Genomic DNA, 16,589 nt, shown 5'->3' with positions numbered 1-16,589 from the left:
ACCCAAATTGATCGTTGGGATGAAATCTATTTGTTAGACGAATGGAAGTCCAGTGCGCTATTCATGGATCATCGATACAACGAAGTGTCGAACCCCACCGGCTCCCTCCGGTGGCTTTCCTTGACCCTGGAGACTTGAAGATGGCTCTCTCGCTACCTGGCGAGCGGTCGGTCGCGGCTGGCTCGCACGTTAACCCCATTCGTGCCCTCATCGCCTGGTTCGCCCAGGCACTTGCCGCTCGCACCCGTCGCACCGCTCTGGTCAGCCTGCTTGAGCTTGATCAGGCCCGGCTGCGCGACCTCGGAATTTCGGCTCAGGATGTTGTCGAGGCCATGCGCGCGCGCAATGGCCGGACGGCGAGCATGGTTCTGAACGCCGCCAGGGCGCGCAACGCCCGCGGTTGAAAGAAAAGCGCGGCCGGTCGTGGCGGCCGCCGGGGCAATGATCCAGTCCGGCACTGTCGGTATGGATGGACCTTATCCTGTTTGGTTGCGTGATCGCATCGCAAAAGCCTCCAACTTTTGCCGCTCATGCACCGCCCCTGTTGGGACGAACATGTTGCATGTGGGCGTCCCATCTCCCGGGCCGGTTTTGCCGCCGGTCCCGTTTCCTGACGACTTGCCGGGCCATGCAGCGCATGTGCCCGGTTTTTTTTCGGCGTCAGAGGAAACGCACGCCGATCTCGGTTTCCGTGCGCCAGGCCAGCTCGCACTCGAAACGCCTACCATCATCCAGGGCCAGCCCAAAGCGCTGCGGAATAGCCAGCGAACTGCTCACCACCAGCTTCGCGCCTTTCTCGGATAGGTTGCGGATGGTGCAGTCGAATGTCGAGAACCCGTCATTGACCACGATCTTGCCGCCCTTGAGGGTGCGGCGGCGCTGGGTTTCGCGGCTGTCTTCATTCGTCATTGATGTCTCCGCCGGTCTCAGGGCAGGGCGGCAAAGCCTTCGGCAAAGCCGTTGAGGGAAACCGGGATGCCCACGCCTTCCTCCGGCGTCTTGAACACCACGAAGATGGCATCGGTGCCCTCGGAGAGTACCTTTATGATGTCCTCGTCCAATTCCACCTCCGCAATGCAGCCATTGGGCAGGCAGCGCACGAAGGCCACCCGGCCCAGATCGGTCCCATCGACATTGAGGCCCAGCCCGTTGGGCAGCAGGACGCCAAGCGGCGCCAGCACCCGCAGCAGGCGCGCCTCGCGGTCGGCAGTGCGCAGCACGATCACCGAAAGGCCCACATTGGGTTGATCCTCGGCCAGCACATTCTGGATGATGGCGCATTGCTCGAAGCTGGCGCCGGGCGGCGTGTCGCAGCTCATCTGCCAATCGCCATATTCGGCGCGCACCGTGCCCTGCGCCATGGCGGGCGCTGCCAAGAGGCACATTCCGATCGCACCAAGCACACCAAGCCGCTTTGCCCAGACCATCACTTCTATCACTGCTCCTGCCGAATCGGCGCTTTGCGCATGAGTTCGGTCTGTTTCCGATACGTGCCCGCACCTGTCAACCAAAGCCCTGAATTCCGGCCGGTTTTCAGGGTAAACTGCGGCACTGGTGAGGCGGCGAACGCCCGGTTAGGCACCAATTTGCCGCAGCGCCGCAGCCCAAGGCCGCAATAGACTCAGGCAAAGCAATGTGGTTTAGGTCAACCACGAGTTTTGCGCTCCGAAGTTGAGTCGGGGCGGCGTTCGCTATGCCGCTATCTAGCCCTTCCTGCTTCGGTGCACGCCGCCAGAACATGTCGATAGGGGGTATATGGTGACCGGGCAGTTCTTTAGGAAAATGGGTGTCGCTACGGCGACCGCGCTGGCACTGGTGCCGACAATGGCAGCAGCCCAGGACGTCGGTCGCGGCCATCCTGCGCCGGGTCAGTACCACCTGCAGGAATCGGTGACCCCGATCATGGATTCCATCGTGGTCTTCCATGACGGCATCCTGATGTGGACGATCTCGCTGATTGTGCTGCTGGTGCTGGCGCTTCTGATCATCATCATGGTGCGTTTCAACGCCAAGGCCAACCCGGTTCCGGCGCGCTTCACCCACAACACGCTGGTTGAGGTGATCTGGACGGTGGTGCCGGTCCTGATCCTTGCGGTCATTGCCATTCCCTCTTTCGGCGTGTTGTCCGACCAGCTGACGGTGCCAGATGGAGAGCGCAAATATCTGGGCGCCAACCTGTTCTCCGCCGAAGTCGACGTTCCGGCCGCAACGCTGACCGTCAAGGCTTCGGGCGAGCAGTGGTATTGGAACTACGAATATGTGGACCAGGGCGTGGCCTTTGACTCCAATATTCTCTCCGAAGCCGAGATTGCCGAGTTGAAGCCCGGCCAGCCGCGCCTGCTGGCCGTCAACAACGAGCTGGTCGTGCCCGTCGACACCACCGTGCGCATGCAGATTACCGCCAGCCCGACCGGCGTGATCCATGCTTTTGCGGTGCCCTCCTTCGGCATCAAGATCGACGCCGTGCCCGGGCGCTTGAACGAAACCTGGTTCAACGCCCGCGAAACCGGTCTCTACTATGGTCAATGCTCGGAACTGTGCGGCAAGGACCATGCCTTCATGCCCATCGCCGTGCGCGTCGTGACGGCCGAGGAGTTCGAGGCCTTCATGGGGGCTTTTGAAGAAAGCCGCGACTACGCCACGGCCGCTGCCGTGCTGCCGGCGCTGTAAGAAAAGGGTCAGAGGAAAACCAAATGGCAAACACTGCAAACCTCGAAGCCCATGCCACCGGGCACGACCACGCCAGCCACGATCACCACACCCCCACGGGCTGGCGGCGCTGGGTCTATTCCACCAATCACAAAGACATCGGGATCATGTACCTGGTGTTCTCCATCTTTGCCGGTGTGATCGGCGGCCTGCTCTCGGGCGCCATGCGCCTCGAACTGCAGGAGCCCGGCATCCAGATTTTCCACGGTCTGGCGGCCATGTCCTACGGTCTTGAAGGCGATAGCGCCATCGATGCCGGCAAGCACATGTTCAACGTCTTTGTTTCCGCCCACGCGCTGATCATGGTGTTCTTCACCGTCATGCCCGCGACCATGGGTGGTTTTGCCAACTACTTCGCGCCGCTGATGGTGGGTGCGCCCGACACGGCCTTCCCGCGCATCAACAATGTCGCCTTCTGGCTGTTGCCCCCGGCGCTGCTGCTGACCATCCTCTCCATGTTCTTCGAGGGTCCCTCGGGTGCCCTCGGATTCGGCGGCGGCTGGACGGCCTATCCGCCGCTCTCGACCACGGGTCATCCGGGCCCGGCCACCGATTTTGTGATCTTCTCGCTCCACGTCGCCGGTGTCAGCTCGATTCTGGGTGCGATCAACCTGATCACCACCATCCTCAACATGCGCGCTCCGGGCATGACGCTGCACAAGATGCCGCTCTTTGCCTGGTCCGTACTGGTTACCGCTTTCCTGCTGCTGCTGGCCCTGCCTGTGCTGGCCGGCGCCATCACCATGATGCTGACCGACCGCAATTTCGGCACCACCTTCTTCTCTCCCGAAGGCGGCGGCGATCCGGTGCTCTACCAGCACCTGTTCTGGTTCTTCGGCCACCCCGAAGTGTACATCATGATCCTGCCCGGCTTCGGCATTGTCAGCCATATCGTGGCGACGTTCAGCCGCAAGCCCGTGTTCGGCTACATGGCCATGGCCTATGCCATGGTGGCGATCGGCTTTGTCGGTTTCGTCGTGTGGGCGCACCACATGTACACCACCGGCCTCAGCCTCGACGTGCAGCGCTATTTTGTGGCTGCCACCATGGTCATCGCGGTGCCTACGGGCGTCAAGATCTTCTCCTGGATCGCCACGATGTGGGGCGGCTCCATCACCTTCCGCACGCCCATGCTCTGGGCCATCGGCTTCATCTTCCTGTTCACCGTAGGCGGTGTGACCGGCGTGGTGCTGGCCAATGCCGGCGCGGACCGGGCTCTCCACGACACCTATTATGTGGTGGCACATTTCCACTATGTGCTTTCGCTCGGTGCCGTGTTCTCGATCTTTGCCGGCTGGTACTACTGGTACCCCAAGATGTTCGGCTACATGTACAACGAGTTCCTGGGCAAGCTGCACTTCTGGGTCATGTTCGTCGGCGTGAACCTGATCTTCTTCCCGCAGCACTTCCTGGGCCTGGCCGGCATGCCGCGCCGCTACATTGACTATCCCGATGCCTTCGCTTTGTGGAACCGCGTCTCCTCGGTCGGCTATTACATCACCTTCGTGGCCATGATCATCTTCTTCTACGCCACCTGGGAAGCCAGCCGTAAGAAGCGCCCGGCGGGCGACAATCCCTGGGGTGACGGCGCGACGACGCTGGAATGGACCCTTTCCTCGCCGCCGCCGTTCCACCAGTTCTCGACCCTGCCCAAGATCGAGTCCCGCGACGCCCACTAAGCAGGCCGGACGACAAGATTGGTGGATCGCGCCCCGGTGCGATCCACACCCCAAAAAGGAATGACCAGTGGCTCTAGTTGACGACAGCAGGGAAGTCTCCGCCTATGCCGGCGGTGCGCGGGTCGAGGATTACCTCGCCCTGCTCAAGCCCCGCGTCATGTCGCTGGTCGTCTTCACCGCCCTGGTCGGCATGCTGGTGGCGCCGGGTGGCGTCAATCCCTTCATCGGCCTGATTGCCATTGCCTGCATCGCCATCGGAGCAGGGGCCTCGGGCGCGCTCAATATGTGGTATGACGCCGATATCGACGCCATCATGAGCCGCACGCAGAACCGTCCCATCCCGGCCGGCCGCATGAGCCCCGGCGAAGCCCTGGCCTTCGGTCTGATCCTTTCGGTCTTCTCGGTGACGCTGCTGGGCCTCGCCACCAATTGGGTCGCGGGCGCGTTCCTCGCCTTCACCATCTTCTTTTACGCCGTCGTCTACACGATGTGGCTCAAGCGCGCGACGCCACAGAACATCGTCATCGGCGGTGCCGCCGGCGCGTTCCCCCCAATGGTTGGCTGGGCCGCTATCACCGGCACGCTGAGCTGGGAGAGCTTTGCGCTCTTCCTCATCATCTTCCTTTGGACCCCGCCGCATTTCTGGGCCCTGGCGCTCTACAAGCAGGGTGACTACGGCGCCGCCGGCATTCCCATGATGCCCAATGTCGCTGGCGAGAAATCCACCAAGTGGCAGATATTCGCCTATTCGGTGATCCTGGCCGCATCGAGCCTGCTGCCGGTCTGGCTGGGCTTTTCGGGCTGGATCTATGGCGCCGTGGCTGCCATCACCGGCCTGAGCTTCGTCTGGTTCGCTTTCCGCCTGCTGCGCGCGCCCGCCGGCACCGAAATGCGTCGCATGGCCCGTTCGCTCTTCACCTTTTCGCTGAGCTATCTCTTCGTGCTGTTCCTGGCACTGCTCACCGACAATATCGCCTTGCGCATGGGAGTGATCTGAACATGGCTACCGAAACCGGCGCCAAGTTGGCCCCCAATGGCATGACCAAGGAGCAGGAAGCCGCGTTCCGCAAGCAGCGCCGCCGCCGCTCGATTGCCCTGGCTGTGGCCCTGGCGCTCTTTGCCCTCACTTTCTACCTGCTGACCCTCATCAAGATGGGCCCGGCATTGTTTGATCGGGCCATGTAATGGCAGACGCCAGCGCACCATATGAGGGTTCGGGCCCCGGCCGCCACAATCAGCGGGTCGGCCTGATGCTGGCCGGCATTGCCGTCGGCATGGTCGGCCTCGCCTTCGCCTCGGTACCGCTTTATCAGCTGTTCTGCCAGGTCACCGGCTTTGGTGGCACCACCCAGGTTGCCTCGGACAATCCCAAGGGCGTCATCGCCCGGGAAATGAAGGTGCGCTTCGACGTCAATGTCGACCGCGCCCTCGATTGGACCGTGACGCCCGCCGCCTCGATCACCGACCAGATCGGGCGCGTCGATACGGTCAATTATGTGGCGACCAACCATTCCGACAAGCCGGTCACGGGTCAGGCGGTCTTCAATGTCGTGCCCGAAAAGGCCGGCATCTATTTCAACAAGATCGAATGCTTCTGCTTTACCGAGCAGACGCTGCAGCCCGGTGAAACGGTGGATATGCCCATCGTCTTTTTCGTCGATCCCGATATCGACGAGAACCACGAGCTCAACACCATCAAAGAGATTACGCTCTCTTATACCTTCTACGCTTCAGACAGTGAGGGAAGCTGAACATGTCCGCCATTGAAAAGAACCACGACTATCACATGGTGGAGCCCAGTCCCTGGCCCTTCGTGATGTCAGTCGCGGTGCTGGTCATGATGATCGGTGCCGTCGCCTGGATGCAGGACTGGACCCCTTGGGTGTTCTTCATGGGCCTGATTGGGGTGCTCTATAGCTTCTACGCCTGGTGGGCCGACGTGGTGAAGGAAGCCAATGACGGTGTTAGTCACACCCCGGTTGTGCAGATGCACCATCGCTACGGCATGATGCTGTTCATCGCTTCGGAGGTGATGGTCTTCTTCGGCTTCTTCTGGGCCTATTTCGATGGCTTCTTCCGCGTCGATGACATCGAGCAATATGCCCGCGTTGCCTTCACCGGCGGGCATTGGCCGCCCACCGGCATCGAACTGTTCGACCCGTTCCACCTGCCGCTGTTCAATACGCTACTGCTGTTGACATCGGGAACGACCGTGACCTGGGCGCACCATGCGCTGCTCGAAGGTGACCGCCAGGGCCTGAAATATGGTCTGTGGCTGACGGTTCTGCTGGGGGCCGTGTTCACCTGCGTGCAGGCCATCGAATATATGGAAGCCGGTTTCGGCTTCGGCGGCAATCTCTACGGCGCCACCTTCTTCATGGCGACGGGCTTGCACGGCTTCCACGTGCTGATCGGCACCATTTTCCTGGCCGTCTGCCTTTGGCGCGCCTATCTGGGCCACTTTACGCCCGAGCGTCACCTCGGCTTCGAATTTGCCGCCTGGTACTGGCACTTCGTCGACGTGGTATGGCTGTTCCTGTTTGCCTCGATTTATGTCTGGGGCAGCTGGGGCGTGGCGCTGAGCCACTAGGCCCGGCTGACTTCGAACAGGGGGCGCGGCAAGGCTGCGCCCTTTTTCTTTGGAGACGGATGATGACCAAGGCAGAGGTCCCGCGCCGAACCGGCCTGCGCTGGAGCGATTGGCTGTTCGCCGCGCTCATGCTGGTACTTGCCGTGACCTGCGTCTTCCTCGGCAATTGGCAGATGGCCCGGTTGGGGGACAAGGAGGCGCTGGTCGCAGCCGTCGAGACCCGGCTGACCGCCGACCCGGTCGCCGCGCCCGCGGCGGCCGATTGGCCCGGCCTTGACCTCGATGCCTGGAATTTCCAGCCCGTCACCCTGACCGGCGCCTATCGCTACACCCAGACCGTCACCGTGTTCACCAGCCTCGCCAATGCCCGAGGTCGCTTCTCCGGACCGGGCTATTGGGTGGTGACGCCATTCGTGCTCGATGAAGGCGGCACCGTCTTCGTCAATCGCGGCTTCGTGCCGCAGGAAATGCAGGAGCAGGCGGCGCTGGGCGACCTGCATGGTGACGATCCGGGCAGCGTAACGATCACGGGCCTCTTCCGGCCGGGCGAGAAGTCGGGCTTCATGATTCCCGAAGCCAATATGTCGGACCGCATCGAATGGGTGCGCGACCCCGAGCGGCTCGCCGCCATGGTGGATCCGGCGCTAGCCCCCATCGCACCTTTCTTTGTCGATCTCCTGGCCACTGGCGAAGGCGACCTGCCCCAGGGCGGCGAGACCGTGGTCAGCTTCACCAACAACCACTTCGGCTATGCGCTGACCTGGTACGGCTTCTCGATTGTCGCCATAGTCATGCTCGGCTTCTGGCTCTGGCGCCAGTCGCGGCGCGAACAGCCTGGCGCGCCTTAGGCGCAAACCTTGCGGCCAACGCCCGCTTTGACTAGGTTGCAACAATTCTAAAAGGGCTCTTCCCCCGAATGCAGTTTGTTTCCACGCGCGGCCAAGCGCCCGCGCTCGGCTTCTCCGATGCAGTTCTGGCCGGTCTGGCCGCCGATGGTGGTCTCTATGTCCCGGCGTCCTGGCCCCAGGTCAGCGCCGAGGAAATCGCGTCCTTTGCCGGCAAGCCCTACGCCGATGTCGCCTATGCGATCATTTCGCGCTTTACCGGCGATGAAATTCCCGCCGCAAAACTCAAGGCCATGCTCGACGCGGCCTATGCAACCTTCCGCCACCCCTCGGTGACGCCGCTGGTCGAGCTGGAGCCGGGCCATTTCGTGCTTGAACTGTTCCATGGCCCGACCCTGGCGTTCAAGGACGTGGCGATGCAGTTCCTCAGCCGCATCATGGACCATATCCTCGCCGAACGAGGCCTCAAGGCCACCATTGTCGGGGCCACTTCGGGCGATACCGGTTCGGCCGCCATCGAGGCCTTTAAGGGCCGTGACACCACCGACATCTTCATCCTGCACCCAAAAGGCCGCACCTCCGAAGTGCAGCGCCGGCAGATGACGACCGTGTTGGACGACAATGTCCACAACATCGCGCTTGAAGGCACCTTTGATGATTGCCAGGACGCGGTGAAGGCCATGTTCAACAATCATGCCTTCCGCGACCGGGTGCGCCTCTCGGGCGTCAACTCCATCAACTGGGGCCGCATCGTCGCGCAGATCGTCTATTATTTCACGGCGGCTGTGTCGCTGGGCGCCCCGCATCGCAAGGTCAGCGTCACCGTGCCGACCGGAAATTTCGGCGACGTCTTTGCCGGCTATTGCGCCAAGGCGATGGGTCTGCCCATCGACAAGCTGGTGATTGCCACTAATGCCAATGACATCCTGCGCCGCACGCTGGACACTGGCCGCTATGAGATGATGGGCGTCGCCCCCACCATCAGCCCGTCCATGGATATCCAGATTTCCTCCAATTTCGAGCGCCTGCTGTTCGAAAGCGCCGGCCGCGATGCCGATGCGGTCAACCGCATGATGGCCGGCCTCAAGCAGTCGCGCGGCTTCGAGCTGCCGGAAAAGTCCATTGCCGCCATCCGCCGCGACTTTGCAGCCGGCACGACCGACGAGGCAGCCACCAAGGCCGTTATTGCCGATACCCGGAAGGCCTCTGCCTACCTGCTCGACCCGCATACAGCGGTTGGCGTCGGCGTGGCGCGCAGCCTGCCGGCTTCATCGACGCCGATGGTCACGCTGGCAACCGCCCATCCCGCCAAGTTTCCTGCTGCCGTGGCCGAGGCCTCGGGCATCGAGCCGGCCCTGCCGGCCTGGCTGGGCGATCTCTACGAACGACCCGAACGGGTCACGGTGCTGGCCAATGACCAGCGCCTGATTGAAGACTTCATCGCGGCTCGCAGCCGCGCCTGAACGACACGGAAGAACCGCGGTCGTTTCGGCCGCCGGTTCAGGAGGACCAGTGTGAGCGTACGATCGACAACCCTGGAAAACGGCATGGTGGTTCTCACCGACGACATGCCGCATCTTGAAAGCGCCTCCCTGGGTGTCTGGGTCAAGGCTGGAGCCCGCTCCGAGCGCAAGGCCGAGCACGGCGTTTCGCACCTACTCGAACACATGGCCTTCAAGGGCACCAAGTCCCGTACGGCGCTAGCGATTGCCGAGGCCGTCGAGAACGTCGGCGGTGATCTCAATGCCGCGACCTCCATCGAGCATACCGGCTATTTCGCCCGCGTACTCAAGGACGATGTGGCTCTGGCTGCCGATATCCTGGCCGACATCCTGCAGAATTCGACATTCGAAGAGGATGAACTGGCGCGCGAAAAGCAGGTGATCGTGCAGGAGATTGGCGCGGCGCGCGACAATCCCGACGACCATGTCTTCGATCTGTTCCAGGAAGCGGCCTATCCCACCCAGCCGATCGGCCGCACCATTCTGGGCACCGTGGATTCGGTGCGGGCGTTCACGCCCGAGACCGTGCGCAAATATATGCGCCGCAATTATGTGGGCGACCATATGGTGATGGCCGCTGCCGGCCGTGTCGATCACGACGACCTCGTGGCCGTGGCGCGTGAGCGCTATGGCGACCTCGCTCCCAATGGCGCGCCCGATCCGCAGCGCGCCGAATACCGAGGCGGCCAGGAGCGGCTGATTTCGGATCACGAACAGGCCCATATCGTGCTCGGCTTTGAAGGCCGCGCCTATAATTCCGATGGCTTCTATGCCGCCCAGGTGCTGGCATCGATCCTCGGTGGCGGCATGAGTTCGCGCCTGTTCCAGGAAATCCGCGAAAAGCGCGGTCTCTGCTACTCGGTCTATTCCTTCCACTGGGCCTTTGCCGATAGCGGCGTCTTCGGTGTTGCTGCGGCGACTGGCGAGGAAGAAGTGGGCGAACTGGTGCCGGTCATCCTTGATGAGTTGCGCCGGGCCACCGAGAGCATCACCGACGAGGAAGTGGTGCGGGTCCGCAACCAGATCCGCGCCGGGCTGCTGATGTCGCTCGAAAGCCCTTCGGCGCGCGCCGGCCAGTTGGCCCGCCAGCAGATCCTCTGGGGCCGCCCCATCCCCATGGCCGAAACGGTGGAGCGCATCAACCGCATCACCGCCCAGCGCGTGCGCGATGTGGCTGAGCAGATTTTCACCTCCGGCACGCCGACCCTGGCCGGCATCGGTCCCATCAGCCGCCTTGCCGATGTCGAAAGCATCGGCGAGACGCTTCTGCGCTGACCCTATGTTCTGGCCCTGGTCCTCGCCGGCGCCATTGGTGACCCTGCGCGGGCAACGCGTGATGCTGCGCCTGCCGCAGATGCGTGATTACGACGCGTGGTACAGCCTCCGACGCGCCAGCAAGGATTTCCTGCGCCCCTTCGAACCGCGCTGGACCGAGCTGGACCTGACCCGCAGGGTCTATGCCATGCGCGTGCGGCGTGCCCGCCAGGAGGCGGAGGAGGGGACCGACTACACCTTCTTCATCTTTACCGGCGAAGGACGCCACGCGGAGCTGGTTGGTGGCATCACCCTGTCCAATATCCGCCGCCGCGCCGCCCAATTCGTCAATCTGGGCTATTGGATGGGGGAGATTCATGCTGGCAGGGGCATCATGACCGAAGCGGTCGGAGTGACCCTGCCGTTCATCTTCGAGACCCTGGACCTGCACCGGGTCCATGCCGCTTTTCTGCCCATCAACATGGCCTCGCGTCGGGTGCTCGAAAAGAACGGCTTTGTCGAAGAAGGCTTTGCCGAGCGCTATCTTCAGATCAACGGCCGCTGGGAAGACCATGTCCTCATGGGTCTGACCGAGGAACGTTGGTCACTAGCGCGCCTCAGCCCCCGGCACTGGGTTGCCTGAAAAGCAATTGCCTGTGTGTTGCCTGGCTGCAACAGCCTAGAGCGCTTGTCGCAAGCGTTAATCTCCCGTACCAAGTTAGCGCTCCGCTGGAGGATCAAGAAGACAATGGCTTGTTCGGGCTCGTGCATGTTCCCGGGACTGCCGCCATAATGAAGCCTAGCGCAGGATATAACTGCCCCCGATGCGTCACTTGTTTGCACTCGCGATCTGTCTTGCGTTCGCGCTGTCCGGCCTTGCGCCTGCGCAGAGCTTTGAAGTCATTTCGGTTCCCGAAGACGTCAATGCCGTTAATCTCTCCGATGTGGTCGAAGTCGTGCCCGGCCAGAACGGCCGCGTGCAGCTCTCCACCGCGCCCGACGCCGATGGCATCATCCGGCGCATCGAGGTCTTGGCCAGCGATACCGACACCAATCCCTATTTTGCGCTGATCGCGCTGCGCAATGACAGCGACCAGCAGATTCAGCGCCTGCTGGTCGCCCCTTTCTTCCGGTTGCCCGGCTCGGGCGTGTTCCAGCCCGACCTGGGCGAAAACCGCATCAATGCCGTCACCCCCAGCGCCGGCATTCGCCCGGTCCGGCTGAGCGATCCGGAGGCCGACGTCTTCGAGGTGACGCTCGACCCCGGTGCCACCATGACGGTGATTGCCGAACTGGCCAATGATGACCTGGCCGAGTTCTACCTGTGGGAGCCGAGTGCCTACCGGGACTATGTCAATTCCTTCACTCTGTTCCGCGGCGTGGTGCTGGGCGTGGCCTCGCTGGCGGCGGTGTTCCTTTCCATCATGTTCGTGGTCAAGGGCCGCGGCGTGTTTCCGGCAACGGCTGCTTTCGCCTGGGCGGTGTTGGCCTACCTGCTGATCGATTTCGGACTTCTGGGCCGCATCCTGGGACTCTCGGCCAGCGGCATGCAACCCTGGCGCGCCGCCGCCGAGGCCGGCATCGCGACCACGCTTGCCGGGTTCCTGTTCATCTATCTCAATCTCCATCGCTGGCACCTGCGCTTTATCCACCTCGCGCTGGGCCTTGCCGCTCTGTTCCTGGCGCTCTTCGCCTTTGCCTTCTTCCAGCCCGCCATCGCCGCCACCATTGCGCGGCTGGTGCTGGCCCTGCTTGGGGTCTCGGGCTTCTTCCTCATCCTGCTGCTGGCCCTGCGCGGCTACGACCGCGCGGTGCTGCTGGTCCCGACCTGGATCATCTTTATCGCCTGGCTGTTCTACTCCTGGCTGGTGATCTCGGGGCAGGTGACCAATGATGTGGCCCAGCCAGCCGTGGGCGGGGGCCTCGTTCTCATCGTCATGCTGCTCGGCTTCACAGCAGTACAACACGCCTTTTCCGAGGGGCAGGTCTCCATCGGCACCTTGAGCGAAGTCGAGCGCCGGGCCCTGGCGCTGACCGGCTCGGGCGATTTCGTTTTTGACTGGAATATCGAGCGCGACCGCGTCACCGTCAGCGACGAATTGGCAACGCGCCTGGGCGAGAAACGCGGCGCCCTGCGCGGCGCAATCAAGCGCTGGCTCGATCGCGTCCACCCCGACGATCGCGACCGTTTCCGCACCGCCTTCGATACGCTGGTCGAACTGCGTCGCGGCAAGGTCTCTGCCGATATGCGGGTCTCCGGCCATGACGGCAATTTCCGCACCTTCCGCATGCGGGTAAAGCCGGTGCTTGGCGGCGATGGTCAGGTCAACCGCATCGTCGGCACCTTGCAGGACGTGACCGAAGATCGCGCATCGCGCGAGCGCCTGCTGCACGACGCGGTCCATGACAGCCTTACAGGCCTGCCCAATCGCCAGCTTTTCCTCGACCGGCTGGAGCGCGCGCTGGTGCGCGCCCGCACCCCCGGCGGCACCAAGCCGGCAGTGTTCCTAATAGATGTCGACCGCTTCATGGAGCTTGAAGAGCGCATCGGACATTCCGCGGCGGACTCGGTGCTGCTTGCCATTTCCCGGCGCGTCTCGCGCATCATGCGCCCGCTCGATACCGTGGCGCGGATCGCCGGCGACCAGTTCGCCGTAATCCTCTCATCCGAGCAGGCGGCCGCAAAGATCGCCGAAACCGCCGAGCAGATCCGCAAGGCGCTCAAGGCGCCGTTCAATTTCGGGGATCGCGACCTGGTGCTGACCGCCTCGATCGGCGTCACCATCTATGACAGCAACCCCTCGACGGCCACTGACGTGCTGCGCGATGCGGAACTGGCCATGTATTATGCCAAGCGCCTGGGCGGCGACCGCATTGAGGCCTATAGGGCCTCCGCCCGCTCGATTTCGTCTTACAACAAGGCCAGCGAGGAAGATCTCGAACGCGGCCTCAAGCAGGGCGAGCTGCATGTGCAGTTCCAGCCGGTGATGGACCTCCAATCGGGCCAGATTGCCGGCGCCGAGGCGTTGATGCGCTGGACCCATCCTACCCGAGGCATGGTGACGCCGGACGAGTTCGTGCCCCTGGCCGAGCGTTCGGGGCAGATCGAAAAGCTTGGACGTCTTGCCTTTGAGCAGGCGGCAGCCCAGGCCAGGGATTGGATGACCACCATTGGCCTGCCCGACGGATTCTTCATCTCGGTCAATCTCTCGCCCAGCCAGCTGGCTTCGGAAACCCTGCTCACGGACATGCGCAATCTGGTGTCTAAGGACGCGGACCTGGCGGGTCACCTCAAGCTCGAGATCACCGAAAGCCAGGTGATGACCAATCCCGAGCACTCCGCCTATATGCTCGAGGCCCTGCGCAATATGGGTCTGGGACTGGCGCTGGACGATTTCGGTACCGGCCACTCGTCCCTGAGCTATCTGCACCGCTTTCCCTTCGACACCATCAAGATCCCGGCGCCCTTCGTGCGGCTTGGCACTGAAACCGGCATTGCCCATACCCAGGCGCCAATCATTCGCGCCATCGTGGCGCTCGCCAATGATCTTGACCTGATGGTGGTGGCCGAGGGCGTGGAATCTCTCGACGAGATCGAGCGCGTGCGCCAGCTCAACTGTCGCTACGCCCAGGGCTTCGCCTTTGGCGCAGCCATGGTGGGCGCCGACCTGGGCAAGAAGCTCGCCGCGCAGATGGGCAAGTAGCTTCGAGCCGTCCCCTTGCAGGTCGCTCCGGTGGAGCGATCTGAGGCGAGAAGGCCATGAGAGCTACGCTCGAATGGCGGTCCGATCAGCCGTCCCCTTGCAGGTCGCTCCGGTGGAGCGATCTGAGGCGAGAAGGCCATGAGAGCTACGCTCGAATGGCGGTCCGATCAGCCGTGCCCGACATCGGTGCTGAGACTTGCCCTCGTGATATTCAGGCTGGCCAGGGCCTGATCGTAACGCCGGTCCACTGGCACCTCGAACAGCAATTCGTGGCTGAACGGAACCGTCAGCCAGCCATTGGCGCTGATCTCGTCCTCAAGCTGGCCGGGCGACCAGCCGCAACAGCCCAGCGCAAACAGCGCCGCCCTCGGCGCAGGACCAAAAGCCATGGCTTTGAGCACGTCCAGCGTCGCGGTCAGCCCGATATCTTCGGTGACCTTGTAGGTATTGCCGCTGTGGTAATCGCCAGAGTGCAGCACGAAGCCGCGGCTTTTTTCCACCGGCCCGCCCCGCATCACGGCGCGGTCGCGAATACTGTCGGGCAGACGGATGACGGCGTCGGGATCGCCGAGGTCAAGCTCGTCCAGGATATCGGCAAAGCGCAGATTGGCCAGTTCGTGATTGACGACAAGCCCCATCGCGCCCTCTTCGCCGTGACCGACGATCAGGATCACGCTTCCAGCGAAGCGTTCATCGTCCATGTCGGGCATGGCGACCAGGAATTGACCTTCAAGACTGTTCATGGCCCGATTGTAGGGGCCAGCAGCCGCCATGCCAAGCTTGGCAGGACCCGACACTATCACGAAGGCCTGAAGCGGTGCTATCTGGTCGTTCATCATTTGCTGCGCTAATCCCAGTCCATGCGTTATCTTCTCGCCTGCGCCCTATGCCTTTTCGCCCCCGTCCTTCCCGCAATTGCGGGCGAGACGGCATGGCAGGAAGTCGCGCCCGGCGTTTCCATTCGCTTGATCAGCGCCGGCCAGGTGGACGCTGCGGGCAAAGCCCTGTTCGCGCTCGAAATCGACATGCCCGACGACACCAAGACCTATTGGCTTGTGCCGGGCGAAACCGGCCTCCCCACCCAGCTCGATTTTTCCGCCTCCCGCGGCATTGCCGGGCATAACCTGCATTGGCCCTATCCCATCCGGCACGAGAGCGGGGGCTATCTCGACTATGTCTATTTTGGCCGCACGGTTCTCCCCATGGAGCTATCAGTGACGGACCACGCCGGATTGGTGGACATGGAGGCGACACTGGGCATCTGTTCGGACATCTGCGTGCCGGCCCAGGCGCGGCTGGTCCTGCCGGCTGTGGACGGCACATCCGACGCGGCCAATGAATTGCGCATCCGGCAGGCGCTCGCCGAGGTGCCCATCCCCTGGGATACCGGGCCGGAACCTGTCGGCGCGGTTCACCTTCTCGCTGACGGGACGGAAATTGCGGTCGAGATCGACGGCGCCGTGGTCGATTCCGAAAGCCTGATCGCGGCGGGCGGTCCGGGCGCTCCAATATTCGGCGCGCCGCAAAAAAGCCCGCAACAGGATCTAGTGCTGCTTCCCATCATCGGCAAAAACGACAATAATGTTCTTGAGGGCATGCGTGTCGATCTGTCCTTCATGACGACGATGGGTGCCTACAAGGTCGGCCGGACAATAGAATCCGGCACCGATGCAAATGCGGATGCGCTGGGCCAGTAGGCCTCGGCCTTGTGCCTTTGGGGAAAGCCGCATATCGCATGGTCTTGAGTTTTGGAGTAGGGCGGCCATGCCGCCGAGAATGGGGCTATTTCCACCAATGATCGAACGCGGCAATCCGGTCCCCTCAGTCGGGATCAAGCTGGTGACTGCGGATGGTGTCGAGGACACCACCAGCGACGCAGCACTGGGGCAGGGGACAATCGTGCTGTTCTCGGTGCCTGGCGCCTTCACCCCCACCTGCCATGTCAATCACCTGCCGGGCTTCGTGGCCAATGCCGCAAAGCTGCGCGCGGCCGGCATCGACCGCATCGTCTGCGCAGCGACCAATGACCACCACGTGATGAAAGCCTGGGCCGAGGCGACCAACGCGCTCGACGACATCGCCTTCCTGGCCGATGGCAATGGCGCGCTGGCCTCGGCCATGGGCATGTCCAAGGACATGTCCGGCGCCGGAATGGGTACCCGTTTCGCCCGCGCGGCCATGATCATCCGCAACGGCGTGGTCGATGCGGTTTTCGTCGAAGATGCGCCCGGCGTCACCGCCAGCGGCGCGCCTGCCATCCTCATGGCTCTCGAAGCCGTTGCCTAGTCGCCAGGAGCCAATCACAT

Annotated in this window: 17 protein-coding genes; 14 read left to right on the top strand and 3 right to left on the bottom strand. The window is 62.8% G+C overall.

Features of this window, described 5'->3' with window-relative positions:
• Positions 1-140 precede the first annotated feature (140 nt).
• A complete protein-coding gene (locus ACXYMS_RS08235; protein WP_458905329.1) occupies positions 141-404 on the top strand; it encodes a hypothetical protein in 264 nt (87 codons plus the stop codon).
• A 256-nt stretch (positions 405-660) separates the two neighbouring features.
• Here ACXYMS_RS08235 and ACXYMS_RS08230 read toward each other — a convergent pair whose 3' ends face one another.
• Both ACXYMS_RS08230 and ACXYMS_RS08225 read right to left on the bottom strand, forming a co-directional pair.
• Positions 661-909 (bottom strand): PilZ domain-containing protein, encoded by a 249-nt coding sequence (locus ACXYMS_RS08230; RefSeq protein WP_458905328.1) that lies wholly within the window; start codon positions 907-909, stop codon positions 661-663.
• Positions 910-926: 17 nt separating this feature from the next.
• A complete protein-coding gene (locus ACXYMS_RS08225; RefSeq protein WP_458905939.1) occupies positions 927-1,427 on the bottom strand; it encodes an invasion associated locus B family protein in 501 nt (166 codons plus the stop codon).
• 328 nt (positions 1,428-1,755) lie between these two features.
• Between ACXYMS_RS08225 and coxB the strand changes: the two genes are divergently transcribed.
• From coxB to ACXYMS_RS08170, 11 genes are all read left to right on the top strand, one after another.
• Entirely contained in the window at positions 1,756-2,670 is a 915-nt protein-coding gene (coxB, locus tag ACXYMS_RS08220) for a cytochrome c oxidase subunit II (RefSeq protein ID WP_458905326.1), read from the top strand.
• Between the two features lie 23 nt (positions 2,671-2,693).
• Positions 2,694-4,388, top strand: a complete 1,695-nt coding sequence (gene ctaD / locus ACXYMS_RS08215) for a cytochrome c oxidase subunit I (protein WP_458905324.1) — start codon at positions 2,694-2,696, stop codon at positions 4,386-4,388.
• A 67-nt stretch (positions 4,389-4,455) separates the two neighbouring features.
• The gene (locus tag ACXYMS_RS08210; protein ID WP_458905322.1) at positions 4,456-5,385 is read left to right on the top strand and encodes a heme o synthase; all 930 of its coding nucleotides are present in this window, start codon (positions 4,456-4,458) and stop codon (positions 5,383-5,385) included.
• A gap of 2 nt (positions 5,386-5,387) precedes the next feature.
• Positions 5,388-5,573, top strand: a complete 186-nt coding sequence (locus ACXYMS_RS08205; protein ID WP_458905320.1) for a hypothetical protein — start codon at positions 5,388-5,390, stop codon at positions 5,571-5,573.
• Entirely contained in the window at positions 5,573-6,139 is a 567-nt protein-coding gene (locus ACXYMS_RS08200) for a cytochrome c oxidase assembly protein (protein ID WP_458905318.1), read from the top strand. Before ACXYMS_RS08205 ends, ACXYMS_RS08200 begins: the two co-directional genes overlap by 1 nt.
• 2 nt (positions 6,140-6,141) lie before the next feature.
• Entirely contained in the window at positions 6,142-6,978 is an 837-nt protein-coding gene (locus tag ACXYMS_RS08195) for a cytochrome c oxidase subunit 3 (protein WP_458905316.1), read from the top strand.
• Between the two features lie 62 nt (positions 6,979-7,040).
• Positions 7,041-7,826 carry an SURF1 family protein gene (locus tag ACXYMS_RS08190; protein ID WP_458905314.1) on the top strand — a complete coding sequence of 262 codons (786 nt, stop codon included), beginning with the start codon at positions 7,041-7,043 and terminating at the stop codon, positions 7,824-7,826.
• A gap of 68 nt (positions 7,827-7,894) precedes the next feature.
• Positions 7,895-9,286: a threonine synthase gene (thrC, locus tag ACXYMS_RS08185; RefSeq protein ID WP_458905312.1), complete on the top strand. Its 1,392-nt coding sequence runs from the start codon at positions 7,895-7,897 to the stop codon at positions 9,284-9,286.
• Between the two features lie 51 nt (positions 9,287-9,337).
• Positions 9,338-10,600 carry a M16 family metallopeptidase gene (locus tag ACXYMS_RS08180; RefSeq protein ID WP_458905311.1) on the top strand — a complete coding sequence of 421 codons (1,263 nt, stop codon included), beginning with the start codon at positions 9,338-9,340 and terminating at the stop codon, positions 10,598-10,600.
• Positions 10,601-10,637: 37 nt separating this feature from the next.
• Positions 10,638-11,222, top strand: a complete 585-nt coding sequence (locus tag ACXYMS_RS08175) for a GNAT family N-acetyltransferase (RefSeq protein WP_458905309.1) — start codon at positions 10,638-10,640, stop codon at positions 11,220-11,222.
• 181 nt (positions 11,223-11,403) lie between these two features.
• Positions 11,404-14,283, top strand: coding sequence for an EAL domain-containing protein (locus ACXYMS_RS08170; protein ID WP_458905307.1), 2,880 nt, complete (start codon positions 11,404-11,406; stop codon positions 14,281-14,283).
• 167 nt (positions 14,284-14,450) lie between these two features.
• Here the strand turns inward: ACXYMS_RS08170 and ACXYMS_RS08165 are convergent, their stop codons facing one another.
• Positions 14,451-15,056: a YqgE/AlgH family protein gene (locus ACXYMS_RS08165; RefSeq protein ID WP_458905937.1), complete on the bottom strand. Its 606-nt coding sequence runs from the start codon at positions 15,054-15,056 to the stop codon at positions 14,451-14,453.
• An 87-nt stretch (positions 15,057-15,143) separates the two neighbouring features.
• Here ACXYMS_RS08165 and ACXYMS_RS08160 point away from each other — a divergent pair, with 87 nt between their 5' ends.
• Positions 15,144-15,980 (top strand): protein-disulfide reductase DsbD domain-containing protein, encoded by an 837-nt coding sequence (locus ACXYMS_RS08160; RefSeq protein WP_458905305.1) that lies wholly within the window; start codon positions 15,144-15,146, stop codon positions 15,978-15,980.
• Positions 15,981-16,047: 67 nt separating this feature from the next.
• A complete protein-coding gene (locus tag ACXYMS_RS08155) occupies positions 16,048-16,569 on the top strand; it encodes a redoxin family protein (RefSeq protein WP_458905303.1) in 522 nt (173 codons plus the stop codon).
• The last annotated feature ends 20 nt before the right edge of the window (positions 16,570-16,589 follow it).

This window comes from Devosia sp. CAU 1758 (assembly GCF_054482695.1).
Note: the sequence above shows the minus strand (reverse complement) of the source record. Positions and strands in the feature narration are given on the sequence as shown.

Coding starts and splice junctions, on each gene's coding strand:
- ACXYMS_RS08235 (WP_458905329.1), top strand. CDS start 141: ATGGCTCTCTCGCTACCTGGCGAGCGGTCGGTCGCGGCTGGCTCGCAC.
- ACXYMS_RS08230 (WP_458905328.1), bottom strand. CDS start 909: ATGACGAATGAAGACAGCCGCGAAACCCAGCGCCGCCGCACCCTCAAG.
- ACXYMS_RS08225 (WP_458905939.1), bottom strand. CDS start 1,427: ATGGTCTGGGCAAAGCGGCTTGGTGTGCTTGGTGCGATCGGAATGTGC.
- coxB (WP_458905326.1), top strand. CDS start 1,756: ATGGTGACCGGGCAGTTCTTTAGGAAAATGGGTGTCGCTACGGCGACC.
- ctaD (WP_458905324.1), top strand. CDS start 2,694: ATGGCAAACACTGCAAACCTCGAAGCCCATGCCACCGGGCACGACCAC.
- ACXYMS_RS08205 (WP_458905320.1), top strand. CDS start 5,388: ATGGCTACCGAAACCGGCGCCAAGTTGGCCCCCAATGGCATGACCAAG.
- ACXYMS_RS08200 (WP_458905318.1), top strand. CDS start 5,573: ATGGCAGACGCCAGCGCACCATATGAGGGTTCGGGCCCCGGCCGCCAC.
- ACXYMS_RS08195 (WP_458905316.1), top strand. CDS start 6,142: ATGTCCGCCATTGAAAAGAACCACGACTATCACATGGTGGAGCCCAGT.
- ACXYMS_RS08190 (WP_458905314.1), top strand. CDS start 7,041: ATGACCAAGGCAGAGGTCCCGCGCCGAACCGGCCTGCGCTGGAGCGAT.
- thrC (WP_458905312.1), top strand. CDS start 7,895: ATGCAGTTTGTTTCCACGCGCGGCCAAGCGCCCGCGCTCGGCTTCTCC.
- ACXYMS_RS08170 (WP_458905307.1), top strand. CDS start 11,404: ATGCGTCACTTGTTTGCACTCGCGATCTGTCTTGCGTTCGCGCTGTCC.
- ACXYMS_RS08165 (WP_458905937.1), bottom strand. CDS start 15,056: ATGGCGGCTGCTGGCCCCTACAATCGGGCCATGAACAGTCTTGAAGGT.
- ACXYMS_RS08160 (WP_458905305.1), top strand. CDS start 15,144: ATGCGTTATCTTCTCGCCTGCGCCCTATGCCTTTTCGCCCCCGTCCTT.
- ACXYMS_RS08155 (WP_458905303.1), top strand. CDS start 16,048: ATGCCGCCGAGAATGGGGCTATTTCCACCAATGATCGAACGCGGCAAT.